Source organism: Burkholderia sp. USMB20 (assembly GCF_000949135.2).
Lineage (GTDB): Bacteria > Pseudomonadota > Gammaproteobacteria > Burkholderiales > Burkholderiaceae > Burkholderia.
In genome coordinates, this window is sequence record NZ_JTAN02000017.1 from 88,043 (window position 1) to 111,826 (window position 23,784).

7 protein-coding genes and 2 pseudogenes are annotated in these 23,784 nt (G+C 72.8%); 1 reads left to right on the forward strand and 8 read right to left on the reverse strand.

The window, feature by feature from the left end; translation table 11 throughout:
• Positions 1-29 precede the first annotated feature (29 nt).
• The 3 genes and pseudogenes from PL79_RS20630 to PL79_RS20640 form a co-directional block, all read right to left on the reverse strand.
• A pseudogene (locus tag PL79_RS20630) lies at positions 30-1,040 on the reverse strand (GNAT family N-acetyltransferase).
• Positions 1,030-6,030, reverse strand: a complete 5,001-nt coding sequence (locus PL79_RS20635) for a non-ribosomal peptide synthetase (protein WP_044843576.1) — start codon at positions 6,028-6,030, stop codon at positions 1,030-1,032. The pseudogene PL79_RS20630 and the gene PL79_RS20635 overlap by 11 nt, the downstream one beginning before the upstream one ends.
• 9 nt (positions 6,031-6,039) lie before the next feature.
• Positions 6,040-15,736: pseudogene (locus PL79_RS20640) on the reverse strand (amino acid adenylation domain-containing protein).
• Positions 15,737-16,008: 272 nt separating this feature from the next.
• Here PL79_RS20640 and PL79_RS20645 point away from each other — a divergent pair.
• Entirely contained in the window at positions 16,009-17,754 is a 1,746-nt protein-coding gene (locus tag PL79_RS20645; protein WP_044843577.1) for a cyclic peptide export ABC transporter, read from the forward strand.
• A gap of 222 nt (positions 17,755-17,976) precedes the next feature.
• Here PL79_RS20645 and PL79_RS20650 read toward each other — a convergent pair whose 3' ends face one another.
• Genes PL79_RS20650 through PL79_RS20670 form a run of 5 tightly spaced genes read right to left on the reverse strand, consistent with a single transcriptional unit; the run spans position 17,977 to position 23,764 of the window.
• Positions 17,977-19,008 (reverse strand): ABC transporter substrate-binding protein, encoded by a 1,032-nt coding sequence (locus PL79_RS20650; protein ID WP_044843578.1) that lies wholly within the window; start codon positions 19,006-19,008, stop codon positions 17,977-17,979.
• The gene (fhuF, locus tag PL79_RS20655) at positions 19,008-19,808 is read right to left on the reverse strand and encodes a siderophore-iron reductase FhuF (RefSeq protein WP_044843579.1); all 801 of its coding nucleotides are present in this window, start codon (positions 19,806-19,808) and stop codon (positions 19,008-19,010) included. Before fhuF ends, PL79_RS20650 begins: the two co-directional genes overlap by 1 nt.
• Entirely contained in the window at positions 19,805-21,907 is a 2,103-nt protein-coding gene (gene fhuB / locus PL79_RS20660; RefSeq protein ID WP_044843580.1) for a Fe(3+)-hydroxamate ABC transporter permease FhuB, read from the reverse strand. The genes fhuF and fhuB overlap by 4 nt, the downstream gene beginning before the upstream one ends.
• Positions 21,904-22,755 carry an ABC transporter ATP-binding protein gene (locus PL79_RS20665; protein WP_044843581.1) on the reverse strand — a complete coding sequence of 284 codons (852 nt, stop codon included), beginning with the start codon at positions 22,753-22,755 and terminating at the stop codon, positions 21,904-21,906. The genes fhuB and PL79_RS20665 overlap by 4 nt, the downstream gene beginning before the upstream one ends.
• Positions 22,745-23,764, reverse strand: coding sequence for a TauD/TfdA family dioxygenase (locus tag PL79_RS20670; protein ID WP_044843582.1), 1,020 nt, complete (start codon positions 23,762-23,764; stop codon positions 22,745-22,747). Before PL79_RS20670 ends, PL79_RS20665 begins: the two co-directional genes overlap by 11 nt.
• Positions 23,765-23,784: the final 20 nt, after the last annotated feature.

Genomic DNA, 23,784 nt, shown 5'->3' on the forward strand with positions numbered 1-23,784 from the left:
TCAGCTCCCTTGTCGGTGAAACCGGCCCGTCAGACGTGACGGCCGGAGAAGAAGGTCTCGCGCAGCGTGCGCATCCACAGCGGCTGCCCGTCGGCGAGCGCCAGGCGGCGCTGCCGCGCGAAGCCATGCCGCGCGAGGGTATCGACGACCCGCGCGCGGCCGGCCGGGACCGCGCAGCCGACCGCTTCGGTGCGCGGGTCGTCGAGAAACAGGTAATGCACGACGGACGGCAGCCAGCCCGCCACGCAATGCGGGCCGCGCCAGCGCGATGCGCCGACCAGCATCCGCAGCCCGCGGTCGTAGTCGCGCGCGCCGACGTGCGGCGCGAGCGGGTCTTCCTTCAGCCAGTACGCCTCGACGTACGCGAACGGTTCGCCGTCGAAGCAGCCGACGAGCGGGCTCACGTGCGGATCGGCATCGGGCGCCGTGCCGTGCGCGCCGGCTGCGGCCCGGCAGCCGTCGCGCACGCGCGGCTCGTCGAACCAGTGCGCAAGGCGCGCGGCATCCTCGCCGGCTGCCAGCCCGCGCAGCGTGAAGCGCACGCCGAGCGCGGCAGGTCGCGCGCATCGCACGTCGCCGCGCGGCGCGGCGGCCGCGCGGATGACGCCGGCCGTCGGTCCAGATCGGCAGCGTGCGCACGGCAGATGCGCGCCGACGCGCCACAGATCGGCCTGCTGGGCCCAGCCCTCCCGCGCATGCACCGCCGCCGTCCGGAGCACGCCGCTCGCGCGCAGCGCATCGAGGCGACCGCCGGCATGCGGCGGGGTCGAGCCGGATCGCCGGTGCGCGCGCTGTCGAAACCGCCGCGCGAGCGCGGCCCAGCAGCGCGCGCGCTGTCGGCCGGCCCGCGCGAGGTTGTAGGCGACGAGGCGCAGCGCGCCGTCGTCGCCGAGTTGCGCACGCAGCAGCTGCGCGCCGATGCCGTCGCCCTGTGCGACGCGGATCTCCGTGCCGTCGCGCACCGCGAACAAGCCGTCCGCGAACGCGAGGCGGTACGTATCGAGCAGCGTGAATCCGTCCGGGCGCACTTCAGCCAGCATCGCGCACCTCCAGCCGCGAGTGCGCCGCTGCGTCGAGATGCGTGCCGAGCGCCGCGAGCGTCGGCGCCGCGAACACGTCGGCGACCGTCAGCGCGTGCCCGTCGCGGCTCGCCGCATCGACGAAACGCACGACGTCGAACGACGTCGCGCCGGCCTCGAACAGATCGGCATCGGGCGCGGGCGCGGCCGTCGCGAACGTGTCCGACCACAGCGCGGCGAGCGCGGCAGCCGTGTTCGGCACGCGCGATGACGCCGCCGCATGGGTCGCGTTGCCGGCCGGTGCGACCGCGACCGCTGCCGGCGCGGCAAACAGCGCATCGGGCACGCCGAGCGGCGCTTGCGCCGCACCGGCGAAACGCGCGACTTCGTCGTGGTAAAGATCGACGAGCGCGTCGACGAAGCGGCCGTCGAGCAGTTCGTCCGCATAGGAGAACGCGGCGCTCACGCGGCCGTCCGGATGTTCGACGACGTCCAGCTCCAGCGTGAACACGACGCGATGACGCACGTCGTCGAAGCCGGCGAGCGACAGGCCGGCCCAGTCGCGTGCGGCCGCGCCGGTCGGGCGCAGGTAGTTGAACATCACCTGGAACAGCGGATTGGCCCGCGCGGCACGCGGCGCGCGCAGCGCCGCGACGACGTCGGCGAACGGCACGTCCGCATGCGCATAGGCGGCAAGCGCCGTATCGCGCACCTGAGCGAGCACGTCCGCGCGGCGGGCCGTGGAATCGAGCCGCGTGCGTACGACCACCGAATTGATGAAGAGGCCGAGCGCGTCGCGTGCGGCTTCACCCGTGAGTTCGCGCGTCGATGCCAGCACGCCGACCGGCTGGTCGGCCGCGCCGGTCACGCGGAACAGCGCGGTATTGAGCGCCGCATGCAGCAGCATCGGCAACGTCGCGTGCGACGCCGACGCGGCATCGCGCGCGGCACGGATCAGCGACGCGTCTAACTCGAACGCGATGCGCGCCGCACGCCATTGCGGCACGGCCGGCGCGTCGGCGCGCTGCGGCAGCATGGGCGGCGGCAGATCGGCCAGCGCGTCGCGCCAGTACGCGACACGGGCCGGCTGGCACGGCGCGGGCAGCACGAGCGGCGTGTTTTCTGGCGTCGTCGTCGTCGAAGAGGCCCGGGCCGCTTCGCCGCGCACGAGCGCGACATAGCGCGCGCGCACCGCGTCGAGCCACAGCTCGATCGATTCGCCGTCCGACACGATGTGATGGATCGTCACCGACAGCACGTGATCGTCCGCGCCGAGCCGCAGCACGCGGGCGCGCCACAGCGGCGCGTCGGCCGCGAGATCGAACGGTGCGAGCGCATCGGCGCCGGTCAGCGCCGCCGCGCGCGCGAGCGCGTCGGGCTGCGCGGACAAGTCGACGACCGGCAGCGCGACGCTCGCCGCGGCGTCGATCCGCTGGCCCGGCAGCATGCCGTCGCGCGCGACGAGCCGCGTGCGCAGCGCCGGATGCGCGGCCGCGACCGCCGAAAACGCCGCGCGCAGCGCATCGACGTCGAGCGGGCCGCGCACGCGCAGCGCGACCGGAATGTTGTATGCGGCGCTGTCCGGCTGCGCGCGCCACAGGAACCACAGGCCGAGTTGCGCGGGCGACAGCGGCCACACGCCGTGCGCATCGGGCTTCGCCATCGCGACGCCCGGCGCCGCGGCGCCGGCGTGCGCGGCGCGCGGCGCCTCAGCCACCTGGCGCGCGTATTGCGCGAGCACCGGCGCTTCGAACAGCGCGCGCACCGGCACGTCGCGGCCGAGCCGCTCGGCAACGCGCGTCGCGACGCGCACCGCCGCCAGCGAATGGCCGCCGAGTTCGAAGAAGTGATCGCCGCGGCCGACGCGCTCGACGTTCAGCACGTCGCGCCAGATCGCCGCGAGCGCGGTTTCGTCGCCGTCGTGCGGCGCCTCGTAAGCGCGTTCGACGCGCACCGGCGCCGGCAGCCGCGCCCGATCGACCTTGCTGTTCGCGTTGCGCGGCAGCGCGTCGAGCACGATCAGCTGCGCGGGCACCATGTAGTCGGGCAGCGTGCGGCGCAGATGTGCGTCGAGCGTCGCGGCCTCCACCGGTTGCGCGGCCGCCTGCGCGTCGGCGGTCAGTTCGACGTACGCGACGAGCTGCGCCTGCGCGCCCTGCCCGTGCACGACCGCGCACGCTTCGCGCACCGCATCGTGCGCGGCCAGTTGCGCCTCGATCTCGCCGAGTTCGATGCGCAGCCCGCGCAGCTTCACCTGGTGATCGACGCGGCCGATGAAGTCGAATACGCCGTCCGCGCGCCGCCGCACGAGGTCGCCCGTGCGATACAGGCGTGCGCCCGGCGCGCCGTACGGATCGGGCACGAAGCGCTCGGCCGTCAGCGCGGGACGGTCGAGATAGCCGCGCGCGACGCCGATCCCCTCGCCGCCGAGGTACAGCTCGCCGATCACGCCGACCGGCAGCGGATGCAGCCGCGCGTCGAGCACGTGCGCGGTGCGCGCGCCGACCAGCGTGCCGATCGGCAGGTACGCGGCGTCGCCGAGCGTCGCGAGATCGTCGCCGGGACGGAACATCCACAGCGTCGGCGTGATCACGGTTTCGGTCGGGCCGTAGCCGTTGACCACGCGTACTTTCGGCATCGCGCGGCGCAACATCGCGAACGCTTCGCGCGACGTCGCCTCGCCGCCGACGGTCAGCGAGCGCAGCGTCGGCGGCGCGCCATGCACGAGCGCCCATTCGGCAAGCTGTGCGGCGCAGCCGGGCGGCACGTAGGTCATCGTCACGCCGTCGCGAATCATCATCGCGCAGGTCTGCGCGGGCGGCCACAGCACGTCGGCCGTCACCGACACGGCGGCGCCCGACAGGTACTGCGAAAACCAGCCTTCGTGCGCGCCGTCGAAGTTGACCGACTGGAACAGCAGGAACACGTCGTGCTCGCCCGCGCCGTAGCGCTCGGCGATCGCCACGCAATGCCGCGCGAACGCCGCGTGATCGACGATCACGCCCTTCGGCTTGCCGGTCGAGCCGGACGTGTAGATCGCGTACGCCGCATGGCCGGGCAGCACGTCCGGCAGCGCGACGTCCGCGGCTTCGTCGAGCGCGTCGACTTCGTCCGCGCGCCAGACGCGCAGCGCCGGCAGCTCGGGCAGCGAGGCGGCGCTCGCGGCGTCGGTCAGCACGTGCGCGATGCCCGCGTCGCCGACGATCTGCGCGAGCCGTTCGCGCGGATGCGCCGGATCGAGCGGCACGAACGCGGCGCCCGACTTCAGCACCGCGATCAGCGCGACCAGCAGGTCGACCGAGCGCTGCAGCGCGACGCCGACGCGCATCTCGGGCCGCACGCCGGCCGCGACGAGATTGCGTGCGATGCGGACCGCGCGCGCGTCGACCTCGCCGCGCGTCAGCGCGCGATCGATGTCGGCGACACCGCGTGCGTCGGGCCGTGCGTGCGCGTGCGCTGCGATCCGCGCGTGCACCGGCACGAACGGTTCGGCTTCGGCCGCGCCCGCCGGTGCGTTCCACGCGAAGAGTTGTGCGAGTTCGTCGGCTGGCAGCCAGTCGAGATCGCCGATCAGCATGTCGGGGCGCGCGAGCGCATCGCCGAGCAGCGTGACGAAGCGCGCGGCCAGCCGCGCGATCGCGTCGCCGTCGAACAGGTCGAGCGCATAGATGAATGCGGCGTCGAACGTGCCGTCGGGCGTCGCCTCGACGGCAAGCGTCAGGTCGAATTTCGCGGCAGGCGTGCCGGACGGCAGCAAGGTCGCCGATGCTGCGCCCAGCGCCGGCAGCGCGCGGCGCTCGCCGTACGCGGCCATCACCTGGAACAGCGGATGGTGGCTGGCGCTGCGCGGCACGCCGAGCGCGTCGACGACCTGCTCGAACGGCACGTCCTGGTGCATCTGCGCATCGACGAGCGCGCGCTGCGTGCGCGCGACCAGCGACGCGAAATCGCCGTGCGCGGGCACGTCGACATCGATCGCGAGCGTGTTGACGAAAAAGCCGATCAGGCCGGCCGTTTCCGCGCGCTCGCGGTTCGCGGCCGGCACGCCGACGCAGATCCGCGCATCGCCGGTCGCGCGCGCGAGCAGCGCGTCAAGCGCCGCGAGCAGCACCGCGAACGGCGTCGCGCCCGACGCGGCCGCGAACGCGCGCAGCCGCGCGCCGGTGTGTGCGTCGAGGGAAAACACGTGACGCGCACCGCGTGCGCTGCGGCGCGCCGGCCGCGCTGCGGCGCCGGGCAGCGTCAGCACGCCGCGTTGCGGGTCGAGGCGCTCGCGCCAGAACGCCAGCTGGCGATCGCGCTCGCCGGCATCGAGCCAGCGGCGTTGCCACAGCGCATAGTCCGCATACTGGATCGGCAGCGGCGCGAGCGGCACCGGCGCGCCCGACGCATACGCGCGATAGAACGCCGCGAGTTCGAACCGCATCACGTCCGACGACCAGCCGTCCGACACGATGTGGTGAACGGTCAGCGCGAGCCAGTGATGCGTCGCGTCGAGACGGATCAGGTGTGCGCGCATGAGCGGCGCCGCGCCGAGATCGAACGCGGCGGCTTCGTCGGCCGTCGCGATGCTTTCGGCGCGTGCCATGCGCTGCGCGTCGGGCAGCGCTTCGAGACCGGTCTCGCGCCACGGGCAGCGCAGCGGCGGATGGATCGTCTGCGCGACGCCGTCCTCCGCTTCGTCGAAGGTCGTGCGCAGCGCTTCATGGCGCGCGATCAGCGCATCGCACGCGAGCCGCAGCGCGTGCGCGTCGAGCGGGCCCGTCAGCGCGAGCCGCTCGGTGATGTGATACGCGTCCGGCGCGTCGATCAGCCGCGCGTGCAGCCACAGCCGCGTCTGCGCGAACGATGCCGGCACACGGTCGCCGCGCGGCGTGCGCGGCGGGATCGGCAGCATGCGAAAGTCGATGCCGGCCGCGCCGAGCTTGTCGATGAACACCGCGCGCTGCGCGTCGGGCAATTGCGCGAAACGCGTCGCGAGTGCGAGCCAGTCGGGTTGCATCCTCGTCATCCGTCGTCCTTATTGGGTTTCCAGTTCGCCGAGCAGCGCGTCGATCGCGCTCGCCGCGTCGGTCGCGCCGCGTGCCGCGCAGGCCGCATCGATCGCGTCCGCGCAGCGTGCGAGCGTGCGGGTGTCGAACAGCGTGCGCAGCGGCAGCGCGAGGCCCCAGTGCAGGTTCGCCTGCGCATGGGCTTGCGTCGCGAGCAGCGAGTGGCCGCCGAGCAGGAAGAAATCGTCGTCGCGGCCGATCGCGTCGACGTGCAGCACGCGTTGCCAGATCGCCGCGAGCGCGCGCTCCGTGTCGGTCACGAGTTCGCTGGCCGCGGCCGCCTCGCGCACCGGTGCGGGCAACGCATGGCGGTCGCACTTGCCGTTCGGCGTGACCGGCAGCGCGTCGAGTTCGATCAGCTGCGACGGCACCATGTAGGCCGGCAACTGCGCGCGCAGCGAATCCAGCAGGGCCGCACGATCGAGCGGCCCTGCGTCGCCGCGTGCGACATAGCCGATCAGTTGCTCGTCGCGCACGATCACGACCGCGTCGTGCACGCCCGGCGCCGTGCGCAGCAGCGCCTCGATTTCACCCGGCTCGATCCGCTGGCCGCGCAGCTTCACCTGCGTGTCGACGCGGCCGAGGTAGTCGAGCGCGCCGTCGGCGCGACGCCGTGCGAGGTCGCCGGTGCGATACATGCGCGCGCCCGGCACGAACGGATCGGGCACGAAACGCTCGGCGGTCAGCCCCGGGCGGCCGAGATAGCCGCGCGCGAGCCCCGCGCCGGCCAGATACAGTTCGCCGGTCGCACCGGCCGGCACCGGCTGCCAGGCCGCGTCGAGCACGTGCAGCTGCAGGTTCGCGATCGGATGGCCGATCGGCACCGCGAATGCGTTGGCGTCGTCGGGGCCGCAGGTCCAGTGCGACACGTCGATCGCGGCTTCCGTCGGCCCGTACAGGTTCACGAGCGTCGCGTTCGGCACGAGCCGCGCGACCTTCACGACGAGTTCCGGCGCGAGCGCCTCGCCGCTCGCGACGATCAGGCGCACGCTGTCGCATTGCGCGGCGGCGTGGAAATCGTCGAGATACGCGGCGAACGCGGCCAGCATCGACGGCACGAAGTGCAGCACCGTCACGCCGTGCGCATGGATCGCGGCCGCGAGGCGGGCCGGATCGCGGTGGTCGCCGGGCGCGGCGATCGCGAGCTTCGCGCCGGTCGCGAGCGGCCACACGAATTCCCACACCGACACGTCGAAGCCGAACGGCGTCTTGTGCAGCACGACGTCGTCGCGCGTGAGCCGGTACGCGTGCTGCATCCACGCGATCCGGTTCGCGAGCGCGCCGTGCGAGTTGCCGGCGCCCTTCGGCTTGCCGGTCGAGCCGGACGTGTAGATCAGGTACGCGAGCTGGGCGGCGTCGATGTCGGTCGCGATCTCGGCGGCATCGCCCGCTTCGCCGTGCTCGCCGCCATCGTTCGCTTCATCGGCGAGCAGATCGGCGACCGTCAGCAACTGCGTCGTCGCGTCGTCGCCGAGCGCGGCCTCGACTCGCGCGCTCAGATGGGCCTGGGTGATCGCGACCGCGGGCCGCGCGTCGCGCAGCAGGTACGCGATGCGCTCGGCCGGATAGTCGGGGTCGACCGGCAGGTACGCGGCGCCGGCCTTCAGCACGCCGACGAGCGCCGTCACCATGTCGAACGAACGCTCGACGCACAGCGCGACCGGCGTGTCGGGCTGCACGCCGCGCCGGCGCAACGCGGCGGCGACGCGCGTCGTGTTCCGGTCGAGTTCGCGATAGGTCGCGCGTTGCACGTGGCCCTGGGCATCCGTGTATTCGAGTGCGATCGCATCGGGCGTTGCGCGTGCGGCGTCCGCGAATTGCAGATGCAGCGGTTGCCGCTGCGCGTCCGGCCAGCTCCGTGCGGTGTCTTGCGCGCTGGCCAGCGCGTCGCGCGTCGCGTCGTCGGCGATCGACAGCGTGCCGAGCAGCGCGTCGGGCGTGCGGGCCAGCGCATCGAGCGCGCACGCGAACGCGCGGTGCCAGGTCTCGACCTGGTGCGCATCGACGCGCGCGGTGTCGTAGCCGTAGTCGATCGTGAGCTCGGCGCCGCTTTCGATCACGAGCGTCAGCGCGAAATCGGTCGACTCGATGCTGCGCACGCCGCGCAGCGCGAGCGCACGCGGATCGGCATCGCGCGCCGTGTCGTCGACCGGGTAGTTCTCGAACACGACCAGCGTGTCGAACAGCGCGCCGCCGGCGCCGCGCGCCCAGCGCTGGATGTCGGCGAGCGGCGTATGCGCATGCTCGGCGGCCGCCGCGTTCTCGCGCTGCAATCCTTGCAGCCAGTCGGCCGCGCGTTGTTGCGGCGCGGGCGCCGTGATCACCGGCAGCGTGTTGATGAAGAGGCCGAGCACCGTATCGACGTCCGCGAGCGCATCGGGACGGCCCGCGACGGTCGCGCCGAACGCGACGGCCGGCTGGTGCGTCATGCGCTGCAGCGCGAGCGCCCACGCGCCCTGCACCAGCGTGTTGACGGTCAGCTTCAGCGCGCGCGCCGTGTGCGCGATACGCGTCGTCGCGGCCGCGTCGATCGTCGCGCGCCACGTGACCATCTCGGCGTCCGCGCGGTCGGCCACACGCTCGGCGATCAGCGTCGGCGCGTCGAGGCGCGCGAGCCGCCGGGTCCAGAAACGCTCGTCGGCGTCGCGGTCGCGCGTGCCGAGCCACGCGATGAAGTCGCGATAGCGCAGCGCCGGGCGGCTCGCGAACGGCGACACCGCGTCGGGGTCGCGATAGTCGCGCAGCACGTCCGCGAGCAGGCGCGCGGTGCTCCAGCCGTCGAGCAGCACATGGTGGCGCGTCCACACGACGCGCCACGCGTCGTCCGTTACGCGGATCACCGTGAGCCGCATCAGCGGCGGCTCGCGCCAATCGAAGCCGCGTGCGCGATCGACCGCGAGCCACGCGTCGAAGTCGGCGTCGAGCGTGTCGCCGCGCGTACGCCAGTCGAGTTGCTCGACCGGCATCCGCGCATGGCGATGCACGCATTGCAGCGGTGCGGCCTCGTCGGGCATCACGCTGGTGCGCAGGATGTCGTGACGTGCGACCGAGGCGGCGAACGCGGCCGCGAGCCGGTCGGTATCGAGCGCAGTCGCGGTCGCGACGAGCTGGTTCACGTAGCTCGCATGACCGGGCGCGAACAGCGCATGGAACAGGATCCCCTGCTGCATCGGCGACAACGGATACACGTCGTCGATCGTGCGCCAGTCGAGCGGCGCGCGCTCGATCGCGGCCTGCGTGAGGCCGGCGGCCTGCGCGAGCGGGAAGTCGCCTGGCGTCGCGCCGCCGCCGCGATGCGCGACACGCGATGCGCATGCGTCGGCGAGTTCGCGCAGTGCGGCCGCAAAGCGTTCCGCGAGCGCATCGATCGTCGCGCGCTCGAACTGCGGCGCGCCGTATACCCAGTGAACCTTCAGCGTGCGCGCGCCGTCGCGGTCGGTATCGAGGTACGCATGGATCGCGAGCGTGTTGCCGAGCGGCCCTTGCGGGTCGCGCTCGATGCCGGTGCCGCCGAAGCGCGGCACGAGCGCTGCGTCGCGCGGCGCGTCGAACTGGCCGAGATAGTTGAACGTGACGCGCGGACGCGGCACGGCGGCCAGCGCCGCACGCGTCGCCGCGTCGCCGTAATGCGCGAGCACGCCGAAGCCGAGCCCCTTGTGCGGCACCGCGCGCAGCGTGTCCTTGACCGCGCACAGCGTGTCGCGCGCGGTGGCTTCGACCGGCAGCGTGACCGGATAGTGGCTCGTCAGCCAGCCGATCGTGCGGCTCGCGTCCGCATCGTCGAACAGCGCCTCGCGGCCATGCCCTTCGAGTTCGACGCGGCACGACGCGGCGCCGTCGGCACCGGCCAGCGCCAACGCGAGCGCCGCGCCCAGCAGTTCGATCGTCTGCGTGCGATACGCGGCGTGCGCGTCGGTCAGCGCGGCGCGGGTCAATGCCGCGTCGATGGTCTGCACGACGACGGCCGCGTCGGCGTTCGTCGCCGGTGCGTCGGGATGATCGGGCACCAGGTCGTCGCCCTGTGCCATGCCGGCCCAGTAAGCCGCTTCAGCGGCGAACGGCGATGCCGGCTCCGTCGCGGCACGCGCGAGGCGCGCGGCCCACACATCCGCGCGCAGGCCCGGCTGCGACAGGCGAACGGGCGTGCGCTCGCATGCGGCGCGATACGCGGCGTCGAGGTCGTCGAGCAGGATGCGCCACGACACGCCGTCGACGATCGCGTGGTGAATCGCCAGATACAGCCGCGCCGCGCCGTCCGGCAGCCGCGCCGCGCATGCGCACGCGAGCGGCCCGCGGCCGAGGTCGAGGCGACGCTGCAACGCGTCGAAGCGCGCCAGTGCGTCTGCTTCGTCGCGCGCGGCGACTTCGACGAACGGCAGCGCGTCGTAGGGTTTCAGCGCATCGCTCGCGCGCCACTTGCCGTCCGCGCCACGCGCGAAGCGCTGGCGGAATGCGTCGTGATGGGTGAGCAACGTATCGAATGCACGCGCGAATGCGTCGGCGTCGAACGGACCGCGCACGTCGAACGCGACCGACTGGTTCCAGTGGCCCGGATGCGGCACGTCGAGCGCGAAAAAGCGCTGCTGTGCAGGCGTCAGGACCGCTGCGGAAACCGTTGCGGACCGAGCCGGCACGGTCGATGTCGTTGCGGCGGCAACGTCCTCGATCTTCGCGATGCGCGCGAGTTCGGCGACCGTCGGGCCGTCGAACAGCTGCTTCGGCGTGAAGCGCACGCCGCGCTTGCGGGCGCGTGCGATCACCTGCAGCACGAGGATCGAATCGCCGCCGAGCTCGAAGAAATTATCGTCGCGGCCGACGTGCGGCGCCTTCAGCACCGCTTGCCAGACTTCGGCGAGCGCCGTTTCGACGGGCCCCTGCGGCGCATCGCCGGCGGCCACCGCCACCGGCGCGGCGGCCAGTTCGCGCAGCGCCGCGCGATCGAGCTTGCCGTTCGCGGTCACCGGCAGGCGTGCGAGCACGACGAACTGCGCGGGCACCATATAGTCGGGCAACGTCGCGCCGAGCGCCACGCGCACGGCCGCTTCGTCGAATGCCGCGCCGTCGCGCATCACGACGAACGTGGCGAGCCGCAGGCGGGCGTCGTGCTCGATCGCGAGCGTTTCGGCCTGCGCGATCGGGCCGGCCGCGCGTACCGCCGCGCTCACCTCGCCCGGCTCGACGCGATAGCCGCGAATCTTCACCTGGTCGTCGATGCGGCCGAGGAACGCGAGACGGCCGTCCGCGCGCAGGCGCACGCGGTCGCCGGTTCGATACAGGCGCGCACCGGCCGCGAACGGATCGGGCACGAAGCGCTCGGCGGTCTGCGCGGGCCGGTTCAGGTAGCCGCGCGCCACGCCCGGCCCGCCCAGATACAGTTCGCCCGCCGCGCCGGCCGGCACGCACGCGCCGAATGCGTTGAGCACGAGCGCGCGCGCATTCGGCAGCGGGCCGCCGAGCGGCACGCCGCTCGCGGGATCGCGCGCATCGGCGGCGATCGACGCGGTGTCGCACGCGATCGCGCCGACGGTCGCCTCGGTCGGCCCGTAATGGTTGATCACGCGGCAGGCCGGCGCGAGCGCGGCGATTCGCGCGACGAGCGCCCACGTCAGCGTTTCGCCGCCGGTCACGAGCGCATGGCGCGGCAGCACGTCGGCCGGCACGCGCGCGTCGAGCAGCGCCTGCAGGTGGCTCGGCACGATCTTCAGCACGCCGACGTCGCGGCGGCGCATCTCGTCGGCGAACAGGTCCGGATCGAACGCGCACGCGGCCGGCAGCAGGTGCAGCGTGCGGCCCGCGCACAGCGCGCCGAACAGCGTCGTGTGGCCGAGGTCGGCGGCAACCGTCGACACCATCGCGAACGACGCGTCCGGTGCGAATGCGAGTTCGTCGAGCATCCCCTGCACGTAGTCGGCCAGTGCGCCGTGCGACACGACGACACCCTTCGGCGTGCCGGTCGAACCCGACGTATAGATCAGGTACGCGCCCTGTTCCGGATGCGGCGCGACGCGGATGCCGGCCGCATGCGCGAGCGTCGCGTCCTGCGCAAGCGTGTCGACGTCGAGCGGCTGGGCGGCGCTGCCGGCCGGCCACGCGGCCCCGTCCGGCTGCTGCGCGACGAACGCCCAGCGTGCGCCGCAATCGGCGGCCGCGGCGCGAGGCGCGCGGCCGGCTGGGCCGGTCGAGCAGCACGGCCAGCGCGCCGGCCTTCAGTGCGCCGAGCAGGCCGACGACGAAGCGGGCCGAGCGCTCGATGCAGACGATGACCGGTGCTTCGGCCGTCGCGCCGCGCAGTTTCAGCGCATGTGCGATACGGTTCGACGCATCGTCGAGTTCGGCGAACGTCAGCGACGCCGACGCATCGGCGAGTGCGACGCGATGCGGATACGCGGCGGCCTGCCGCGCGAACGCGGCGACGATGTCGGCGTGTTCGATCCGCAACGCACGGCCGTCGCGCGGCTGGCGCGATGCCGGCGACGCATCGCATGGCAGCGCGGCCGTCGCGCGGTGCGGTTCATGTGCGGCGGACGCGACGAGCGCCGCATAGCTGTCGAGCCATGCGCGCGCGGTGTCGGCTTCGATGCAGTCGGTCGCATAGGCGGCGACGAGTTCGATCCCGTGCGCGTCGTCGGTGAAATCAAGCGCGAAGTCGAAGCGCGCGGCGAGATCGGGCCCCGGCGTCGCAACGGCGGTCGCGCCCGGCAGCACGCTGTCGTGCCGCGCGTCGAACTGCTGCGCGAATTTCACGCGCAGCCATTCGTCGCCGCGCCTGACGGGCGGTTTCACCGCATCGACGACGCGCTCGAACGGCACGTCCTGGTGCGCGACCGCATCGAGTGCCGCCGTACGCGCCGCGTCGACCAGCGCGCGGAACGGCAGCGTCGGCGCCACCTGCACGCGCAGCGCGACCGTGTTCAGGAACAGGCCGAGCAGCGCGCGGGTTTCCGGGCGCTGCCGATGCGCGACCGGCACCGCGACGACCACGTCGGTCTCGCCGGTCAGGCGCGACAGCCATGCGTCGAGCGCGGCCAGCAGTACCGTGAAGACCGTGGCCTGTGCATCGCGCGCGAGACGCCGGACGTCGGCCGCAACCGCGTCGGGCAGGCGAACCGACACGCGTGCGCCCTGCAGCGTGCGCGTCGCACCTGGCTTCCGATCGACCGGCAGCGCGAGCGAGCCCGGCACGTCGCGCAAGGTGTCGCGCCAGTAATCGAGCTGGCGCTCGCCTTCGCCGCCGGCGAGCATGTCGCGCTGCCAGTCCGCATAGTCGGCGTACTGGATCGGCAGTGGCGGCAACGACGGTTCGCGCCCTTCCGCATACGCACGGTACGCGGCCGACAATTCGTCGAATGCGCAGCGCGAGCTCCAGCCGTCGGTGATCGCGTGGTGCGCAGTCAGCAGCAGCCGGTGGCGATCGTCGGCGAGCACGACGAGCGTCGCGCGCAGCAGCGGCCCGTTCGACAGATCGAACGGTGCGCCCGCGTCGCGCTCGGCGATACGCGCGGCTTGCGCGTCGCGAGCGGCCGGCGGCTGGTCGCGCAAGTCGAGCGTCGCGATCGTAACCGGCAGACGGGCATGGATGCGCTGCATCACGATGCCGTCGTCGTTGTCGACGAGTGTCGTGCGCCACGCGTCGTGCCGCCCGATCACGTGATCGAGCGCACGCTGCAGCGCAGCGCGGTCGAGCGCGCCGTCGATCGTCCAGTGCGCGGCGATGTGATACGCGGCGCTGGCATCGCGCGTTTGCGCGAGCACCCAGAAGCGTTGCTGTGCGAGCGATGCGGCACGATCGACATGCGGGGCACCCGATGCGGCGGCTTCGGCCGGTGCACGGCGTGCGGCAATCGCGGCGAGCGGCTCGCCCGTTTCGCGCTCCGCGCGATCGACGCGCGCGGCCAGCTCGGCCAGTGCCGGATCGGCGAACAGCGTGTCGAGCCGCAGGTTCACGCGCAACGCGGCGCGGATCGCGGCCTGCAGTTGCATCGCGGCGAGCGAATCGGCGCCCAGCGCGAAGAAGCGATCGTCGCGCGACGGCGTCGCGTCGAGGCCGAGCAGCGTCTGCCAGAAGCCGGCGATCTGCGCTTCGGTCGGCGTGCGCGGCGCGGCGCCGGCGGGTGCTTCGGCGTCGCGCGCGGCCGCGCTGCGCTCGCGCAGCGCGGCACGGTCGAGCTTGCCGTTCAGCGTGTACGGCAGCGCATCGCAGCGCACGAAGCGGTGCGGCTGCCACGCGGCGGGCAATTGCGCGCCCACGTGCGCCTTCAGCGCCGCGTCGTCGGCGGCCGCGCGCAGCGCGACGCACGCGATCAGCCGCGTCGGCCCGTTGCCGGTTTCGGCGATCACGGCCGCGTCGGCCACTGCCGGATGCGTGCGCAGGCACGCGGCGATTTCCGCGGGCTCCACACGCACGCCGCGCACCTGGACCTGATCGTCGAGGCGGCCGAGATAATCGAACGCACCGTCGGCGCGCAGGCGCGCAAGATCGCCGGTGCGATAGACGCGGGCACCGGGCTCGCCGTGCGCATCGGGAATGAAGCGTTCGGCCGTCAGCGCCGGGCGGCCGTGATAGCCGCGCGCGAGACACACGCCGCCGAGCAGCAGCTCGCCGCCCTCGCCCGCGTCATTCGGCTCGCCGGCCGCGTCGCCGTCGATGCGCGCGACACGCGGGCCGATCGCGCGACCGATCGGCAGCGACGCATACGCATCGTCCGCTGCCAGCGCGGGCATTTCACCCGGCTCGACCGGCCACAGCATCGGTGAGATCACGGCCTCGGTCGGCCCGTAGCCGTTGATCAGGCGTACCGACGGGAACGTGCGGCGCACGAATTCGAATGCCTGTTGCGGCAGCGCTTCGCCGCCGAACGCGAGCACGCGCAAGGCCGGCGGCACGCCGTCGCGCGCGGCGACGGCCGCGAATTCGCGCAGGTAGGCCGGCGGAAATGCGGCGACGCTGACCGCTTCGCGCACCATCAGCGCATGCGCGGCGTCCGGCGCGAACGGTTGCGGCGGCGCGATCGTCACGCTCGCGCCAACCGCGAGCGGCGCGAGCCAGCACTCGTGCGCGGCATCGAAATTGACCGACGCGAAATGCAGCAGGCGGTCGCCGCCCGCGATCGGCAGCGCGGCCGCGAGCGCATCGCAATGCGCGGCGAGCGGCCCGTGCTCGACGACCACCGCCTTCGGCGTGCCGGTCGAGCCCGACGTATAGATCATGTAGGCGGCCGAGCGCGGATGCACCGGCACGTCCTCGTCGTCGACGCCGGCGGCGGCCTCCGCGGAGCTTGCGTCGAATGCGTGTTCGAACGACGCGCCGAGCGCCGCGCGGCCGGCCGCATCGACGACGCCGTGCCGCAGTTGCGCATCGCGGACGATCCAGTCGAGGCGCGCGGCCGGATGACGCGGATCGAGCGGCACGAATACGCCGCCCGCCTTCAGCACGGCGAGCAGCGCGACGAACAGCTCGCACGAGCGCTCGACGCAGACACCCACCCGCACTTCCGCGCCGACACCGGCCGCGCGCAGTTGGCGGGCAAGGTGCGACGCACGCGCGTCGAGCGCGCCGCGCGACAGGCGCAGGTCGTTCTGAAAAGGCGCGGCGAGCGCCGGGGCGTCGGGCGCGCGGCGCGCCAGTTCGCGGATTCGGTGATGCAACGCAGTCGGGAAACTCGTCATGTGCGTGAAGTCCTTCGGTCCGGCCGCTTCGGCCAAGTCTCGGGGCCGCATGGGGCGGCTTCACTGGTGTGACGAACGGCGCGGCCGATTTTTTACCGTTTTGCGCGCAAAGCCGGCACGGATGCATTTTTTGAAGGCAGGGCTAAATATTTGCGCGGCCCGTTCGTCTATCAGGGAGGAAAGTCGCAACCGGGCCCGCCCCGCGCGCCGCTTTCGCATCAGTCTTGCCGTTTCCGCAGGGTTTGCCTGCCCTTCATTTACCGACGTTGCCGATGACCGCTGCCCACGAGCCTTCTTCCCCGCCGTCCCTCGACGCCTCCCCCGGCCGCCCCGCGGCCCGCCTGATCCTCGCGTTGCTGCGCGAAAGCCGCGCGTCGCTCGCGCTCGCGCTCGTCGCCTGCGTGCTCAACGGCGTCGCGAGCGTGCTGCTCGTCGCGACGCTGAACCGCGCGCTCGCGACGCCCGGCGCGGCCGACGCGGCGCTCGCGTGGCGCTTCGCGCTGTGCGCGGTGATCGCGCTCGTCACGCGGATCGTGTCGGGCACGCTGTTCGCCCGGCTGTCGCAGGACACGATGGCGCGGCTGCGCGTGCATCTCGCGCGGCGCGTCGGCGCGGCCGAGCTGCGCGACATCGAGCGGATCGGCGCGGCGCCCGTGCAGTCGGTGCTGACCGACGACGCGACCAACGTGTCGATGCTGTTCTTCGCGCTGCCGAACCTGGTGATGCACGGCTCGATCGTGTTCGGCTGCCTCGGCTATCTCGCGTGGCTGTCGTGGCCCGTGTGCGTGCTCGCGCTGACCGCGATCGTCGCCGGCTCGCTCGGCTATCACACCGGCGATCGCCGCGCGATCGCGTCGCTGGAGGCGGCCGGCCACGCGCAGGACCGCCTGTTCGGCTATCTCGGCTCGCTGTTCTCCGGCGCGAAGGAACTGAAGCTGCACGACGCGCGCGCGCGCCAGTTCGTCGACGGCCAGCTCGGCGCCGCGATCGGCGAGGTGCGCGACCACCGCCGCCGCGCGTTCAGCGCGTATGCGGTCGGCGTCGGCTGGATCATCTTCCTGTTCTACGTGTTCCTCGGCGCGGCCGCGTTCTGGCCGCAGCTCGGCGTGCATGCCGATGCGGGCACGGCGGCCGGCTACGTCGTCGTGTTCCTGTTCATGCTGGTGCCGCTCGACGGTCTGCTGAACAACCTGCCGACCGTCAACGCGGCGCGCGTGTCGCTCGGGCGCATCGAAGGCGTGATGGCCGAATTCGGCGCGCTGCGGACGGTGCCGCCTGCGAGCGACGCACCCGACGTGCCGCCGGCAGGCGCCGTCACGCTGCGCGGCGTCACGCACGCGTATTTCCACGAGCGCGACGAACGGATGTTCCGCATCGGGCCGATCGACCTGACGATCCGGCCGGGCGAGCTCGTGTTCATCGTCGGCGGCAACGGCAGCGGCAAGACGACGCTCGCGAAGGTGCTGACGGGGCTCTACGAGCCGGAGGAAGGCACGATCGAGGTCGACGGCCGCCCGATCGGCTGGCGCGAGCGCGCCGCGTACCGGCAGCGTTTCAGCGCGGTGTTCAACGACTTCCACCTGTTCGATGCGCTGCTCGGCATCGTCGATCCAGACGATCCGGCGCGGGCGCAGGCCGATGCGCGCGCGAACGCGCTGGTCGCGAAGCTCGCGCTCGATCACAAGGTGAAGGTCGTCGACGGCGCGTTCTCGAACCGCGCGCTGTCGACCGGGCAACGCAAGCGGCTCGCGCTCGTCGTCGCGTACCTGGAGGACCGGCCGTTCTACCTGTTCGACGAATGGGCGGCCGACCAGGATCCGTCGTTCAAGGCGGTGTTCTACGAACAGTTGCTGCCCGAGCTGCGCGCGCGCGGCAAGGCCGTGATCGTGATCACGCACGACGACCGCTATTTCGGTCTCGCCGATCGCCTGCTGAAGCTCGACAACGGGCAGATCGTCAGCGATACGACGCCCGCACGGTCACGCGTACGCGATGGTGCGGATGCGCTGAGCGCGTAAGTATCGTCAAACACCTGCCGCCTGCGCGCAGCGGATGCTGCACGCAGGCGGTTTCAGGTTCGAAGGATGGTGAGTGTCGGGAAGCACCGGAAATATATCGTTCGGTGTACGTAGTTGCTTACGACGCCGACGTAATGCAGCGGAATAGGCATTCGCGCCACACGCGCGAGACAATGCAATTCGCGACCACGCCGCCCCACCCGCCGCCGACCCGCCGCGCGTTCAGCGCACGGCCGGCAGCTTCAGCATCGTATCGGTCATCACGTCGGCCAGCTTCAGCGCCGACATCGGCCCGCCGAATCCCCAGATGTTCCGTTCGACGAACGCGATCCTGCGCTCGCGCAGCGCGGGCACGAAACGCCACACCGGCGAATCGAGTTTCGACGCGAGCGGCACGTCCATCCCCGTCGCGGTGACGAACAGCACGGCGAGATCGCGTTGCCGGAGCAGATCGGCGGACGTCACGTAAAGCGTGCCTTCCCGCGTCGGCTTCTTCGGCCACGGGTCGAGCCCGAGCGCGCGCGCGAGGCCGGCCGACGTGCTGTTGCCCGTATAGGCCCAGTAGCGGTCGGGCAGCCCGAGATCCTGCAGCAGTGCGATGCGTTCGCCGCCGCGGCCCGCGGCCGCGAGCCGCGCCGCATTGCGCGCGATCCCTGCGTCGAGTTGCGCTTCGACCGCCTGCGCGCGCGCCTCGCGCCCGGTCACGCGACCGATCGTCCGGAAGATCTGGCGCATCCAGTCGAGCTGCGTGACGGGCACGCCGTCTTCCGACACGTTCGGGCTGAACTGGAACAGGATCGTCGGCGCGATCCGGTCGAGCGCGGCGAAGATCGGCGCATGCCGGAAGCCGACGCCGATGATCAGGTCGGGCTTCACCGCGGCAATCGCCTCGAGCCCCGGCTCCTGCCGCGAACCGATGTCGGTCACGTGTGCGAGCCGCTCGCTCTGGTAGCCGAGCCAGCCCGGATAGAACGCGGTGTCGGCCATGCCGACCGGCACGAGGTCGAGCGCGATCACGCTTTCCGCGAACATGAAGTCGAGCGCGACCACGCGCTGCGGCCGCAGCGGCATCGTCGCGCTCGCCTGCGACACGACGGGGTTGGCGGCGAGCGAGCGGCCCGGTTGCGACGGCATGCCGCCCTGCCCGGCGCGCGCGCCGTCCGCGATCGCGACGGCCGGCGCACCGCAGCACGCGGCGCCGAGCGCGGCCAGTGCCGCGAGCGCATGGCGGCGGCCGGCATGCGCTCGCGGCATCACCGGATCGCATCCTGCCCGGCCAGCGCCGCGTCGTCCATCGTCAATAGCAGCGGGCAGCTTCCACACAGTTGCGTTTCTCCAGGAATTTCATAGCGCAGACAGCACACGCGGCGCGCGCGAAACGGCGTCGGCAGCAGCGGCGAGCGCGGCACGGCGTCGCGCACCGGCATGCGCAGCGGATTCGGCTCGCCGGCGACGCACGACGCGCCGAACAGCCAGTCGGCATCGCGAACGGGATCGGCCGCACACGGCAGCGCGCGGTACGTGTCGAGCAGATAGTCGAGCAGGTTGCCCGCGTTGCTCCACAGCACGCGCGGCGTGACGCGGCCCATCGCCGCGAGCACGTCGATCACCGCGCCGAGATGCGCGACGAGCCCCGCATAGCGCGGCGCAGGTTCGTCGCACGGCGCGCCGAGCGCGTCCGGCGCGACGTACAGCGCGGCCGGCATCCCGTCGTCGAGCGCGACGAAGGTGCGCTCCGGCGCCAGGTGGAGCGGCCGGCCGAGCGTCAGCGCGGCGACCACGCCGGCGGGCGCCGCGCGGCCGAAGTAGTACTTGCTCCATTGCGACACCAGCGCGCGCGCATGCAGCGCCGGATCGCCGCCGTAGTGGCGGACCATCGCGTCGAGCACCGCATCGCGATGCTCGGGCAGCGCGCTGACCGGCACGACGATCCGGCCCGGCGCGTGCGTGTCGTCGGGCGTCCCGAGCCACACGGCGTCGAGATGCGCGGCGAACGGTTCGGGCGCGAACGCGGAGAATCGCGTGGCGCGTGCGCCGTCGAGCGCCGGCGTCATCGCCCCGCGCGCCGGGCACGGCGCCCCTCGAGGATCAGCAACCCGAGCAGGTAAGGCGCGCCGATCAGCGCGGTCAGCACGCCGGCCGGCACTTCGCGCGGCGCGACGACCGTGCGGGCGGCCAGATCGGCGAGGCCGAGAATCAGCGCGCCGCATGCGGCCGCGAGCCACAGCCGCGTGCGATGCCGGCGCGCGCCGAGCATCGTCGCGACGTGCGGCGCCATCAGCCCGATGAAGCCGACCGGCCCGACCGCCGCGACGGCCGCGCAGGCGGCGAGCGTCGCGATCGTCAGCGCGAGCGGCCGCAGCGCGGCGACCGGCAGGCCGAGCGCGGCCGCCTGGTCGTCGCCGAGCGCGAGCATGTCGAGCGGCCGCGCGAGCCATGCGAATACCGGCAGCGCCAGCACGCACCACGGCAGCAGCATCGACACCTCGCCCCAGCTGCGGCCGTAGGTGCCGCCGACGAGCCAGACGACGAAGCGCGCGGGCTGCACGCTTTGCTGCGTGATCAGCCATTGCGCGAGCGTGGTCCACAGCGCGCCGATCGCGATGCCGGTCAGCGCGACCGCGAGCGGTGCGTAACGATGCCGGTGATTCAGCACGAGCGTGATCGCGAGCGACGCCGCACCGCCGCTCAACGCGGCCGCCGCGAGCGTCACGTGCCCCATCAGCGGCCACGTCGACAACGCGAACAGCGTGACGAGCCCCGCGCCCTGCGTGACGCCGAGCACTTCAGGGCCGGCGAGCGGGTTGCGCACGACGCTTTGCATCGCGACCCCGCTCACCGCCAGCAGCGCACCCGAGAGGAGCGCGCACAGCAGCCGCGGCATGCGCAGGTCGATCAGCATCCGCGCGACGGCATCGTGAGCCGACAGCGCGGCGGACCAGCGTGCCGGCGACAGCCATTCGGGGCCGGCCGACACGCCGACGAACACGACGAGCGCGCCGGCCACGACGACAAGCGCGGTGCGCAGCGGCCAGCCGAGCCGTTCGAGCCACCCGACCATGCGCGTCGCCCCGCCGCCGGCCGCGCGTTCGGCTTGTGCGTGCAGCACGCCCGACCACGCGGCGCCGCGCCGGATCATCGCTAGCATCAGCGGCGTGCCGACGAGCGCGATCGCGACGCCGGTCGACAGTGTCGCGTCGAGGCCCGACGCGAGCACCGCACTGTCGGTGACGAGCACGAGCGCACCGCCCGCGAGCGCCGACAGCGGCACCAGCACGCCGAGCCGCGCCGCGCGTGCGCCGCGCACCTGGCGCAGCAGGTTCGGCGCGACCAGCCCGACATACGATAGCGGGCCCGCGATGCTGACGGCCACGCTCGTGAACGCGACGGCGACGATCGTCGCCGCGAGCCGCGTCGCGTCGACACGCACGCCGGCCGCGGCCGCCGCCTCGTCACCGAGCGCGAGCGGATTCAGCGGCCGGATCACGAACGGCAGCGCCAGCAGCGGCACGACGAGCCAGCGTGCGGCGAGCGCGAGCCCGGTCGCGCCCGGCTGATAGAGACTGCCGTTGGTCCACAGCGCGGCGCCCGAGATGTTCTGCTCGAAGAACGCGAGCACGAGCGTCGACAGCGCCGCGAACAGCAGCATGCAGACGCTGCCCGCGAGCACGAGCCGCAGCGGCGTCGCGCGCCAGCCGCCGGCCGCGACGATCGCGCACGCGGCGGCGACCAGCCCGCAGACGAACAGCAGCGGCACCGATGCGGCCCCGGCGAGCGCCGGCACCAGCATCGCCGCGAGCAGGCCGAGCTGGGCGCCGCCCGTCACGCCGAGCAGGTCGGGGGACGCGAGCGGGTTGCGCGTGAGCGACTGGAACAGCGCGCCCGCGATGCCGAGGCAGCCGCCCGCGACGAGCGCGGCCGCGACGCGCGGCAGGTTGAGATCGAACAGGAACACGCCCGCGAGCGCGGCCGCGTCGCTGCCCGGCACGGCGTTCCACCACACGCGCAGGTCGGGTGCGACGCGCAGCACCGCCAGCACGGCGATCAGCGCGACGAGGCCGAGCGCAAGCGCGCCGGCGCGGCGGCCGGCTACCGCACCGTGGGCGCCCTGCCCGCTCGCGGCGAGCCGCTTGCGCATCGCGAACGTCGTCATACGGCGATATCCCGCTGGACTGTGCAATCGAACGCATCCGCCGTGCCGGATGCCGGCGGTCCGTAGGCCGGCACGCACATCGGCGCGCCCGTCTGCGGATGCGCGAGCTTCAGCATGTCGACGCCGAACGCCGCGCGCAGCCGCGCCGGCTCCAGCATCGCGTCGGGCGAGCCCTGCGCGACGAGGCGGCCGGCGCGCATCAGCACGATCTCGTCGCTGTACGCCGCCGCCTGGTTCAGGTCGTGCAGGACCCACACGATCGTCAGCCCGCGCGCGCGGTTCAGCGCGCGCAGCGCGTCGAGGATGTCGAGCTGGTGATGGATGTCGAGATAGGTCGTCGGCTCGTCGAGCAGCACGATCGGCGCCTGCTGCGCGAGCGCCATCGCGATCCACGCGCGCTGCCGCTCGCCGCCCGACAGCGCGCCGACGTCGCGCCCGGCGTCGCCGGCGAGGCCGCTCGTGTCGAGCGCCTCGTCGATCGCCGCATGATCGGCGCGCGACAGCCCGCGCAGGAAGCCGCCGTACGCGTAGCGCCCGTACGCGACGAGCTCGCGCACCGTCAGGCCCGACGGAATCTGGTTGAACTGCGCGAGCATCGTGAGCTCGCGCGCGAGCGCGCGACGGCGAAACGACGCGAGCGGCTTGCCGTTCACGTCGACCTGGCCCGCACGCGCGGGCTGCAGGCCCGCGAGCGTGCGCAGCAGCGTGCTCTTGCCGCAGCCGTTCGGGCCGCACAGCGCCGTGACGCGGCCGGCCGCGATCGACAGGTCCAGCCCGTCGATCACGACATGGTCGCGATAACCCACGCTCAGCCCGCGCGCGGCCAGCGCGGCGGTACTACGCGTCATCGGTCCTCCGTTCGGTCGCGCGCGGGACCGTGTAACTCTGCGCCATCGCGACGACCACCTTGCGCGGCCCCTCGAACGGGTCACGTGCGTGCGCGGTCAGCATGTTGTCGAGCATCAGCACGTCGCCCGTCCGCCACGGGAACACGATGCGCTGGCGGTCGAGCACGCCGCGGATCTCCGCGAGCGCGTCGGCCTCCAGCGGCGCGCCGTCGCCGTAGTACACGTTGCGCGGCACGTTCTCGAGCCCGACCGCGTCGACGAGTGCTTCCTGCATGTCGTCGTCGAGCGCGGACAGGTGAAACAGGTTCGCCTGGTTGAACCACACGCGCTCGCCCGTGCGCGGATGGCGCGCGACGGCCTGGCAGCGTTCGCGCGTGCGCAGCAGCAGTTCGCCGTCGTCGTCGGTGCGCCATGCGCATTCGATCCCGCGTGCCGCGCACATCCGCTCGACCTCGGCCGGCTCCTCGGTGCCGAACGATTGCTGCCACGGCAGGTCGAGCCCCTGGCCGAAATTGCGCACGTACAGCAGCTCGCGCTGCTCGAAGCGCGCGATGAGCGCCGGATCGAGCGCGCGATAGACGGCGCGGCTGTCCGCGATCGGCGTCGCCCCGCCCTTCGGCGCCGCGAGCGCGCAATGAAACCAGATCCGCAGCGGCCACTCGCGCGTATACGACTGTTCGTTGTGCAGCGGAATCGCGCGGTGCGGCGGGTATTCGGTCGACGTGTAGACGGCGCCCTCGACCTGGCTGCGCGGCGTCGACGCGTATTCATAGCCGATCAGCGGATCGCCGAACGATGCCGCGAACCGCTGGAACGCATCGATCGACGGCACGTGAAAGCCCGTGAACAGCACACCGCCCGCCCGTTCGAGCGTGTCGGCCGCGATCGCCTGCGCGAGCGGCGCGATCTCGTCGATCGAAATGCCGTCGGCGCTGCGCGGCGACACGACGGTGGGCAGCCCCGGCTCGATACGCAGGTCGTCGAGCGTCGGCAACGAAAGCAGGGTCATGCAACGTCCTCTTCAGGTGA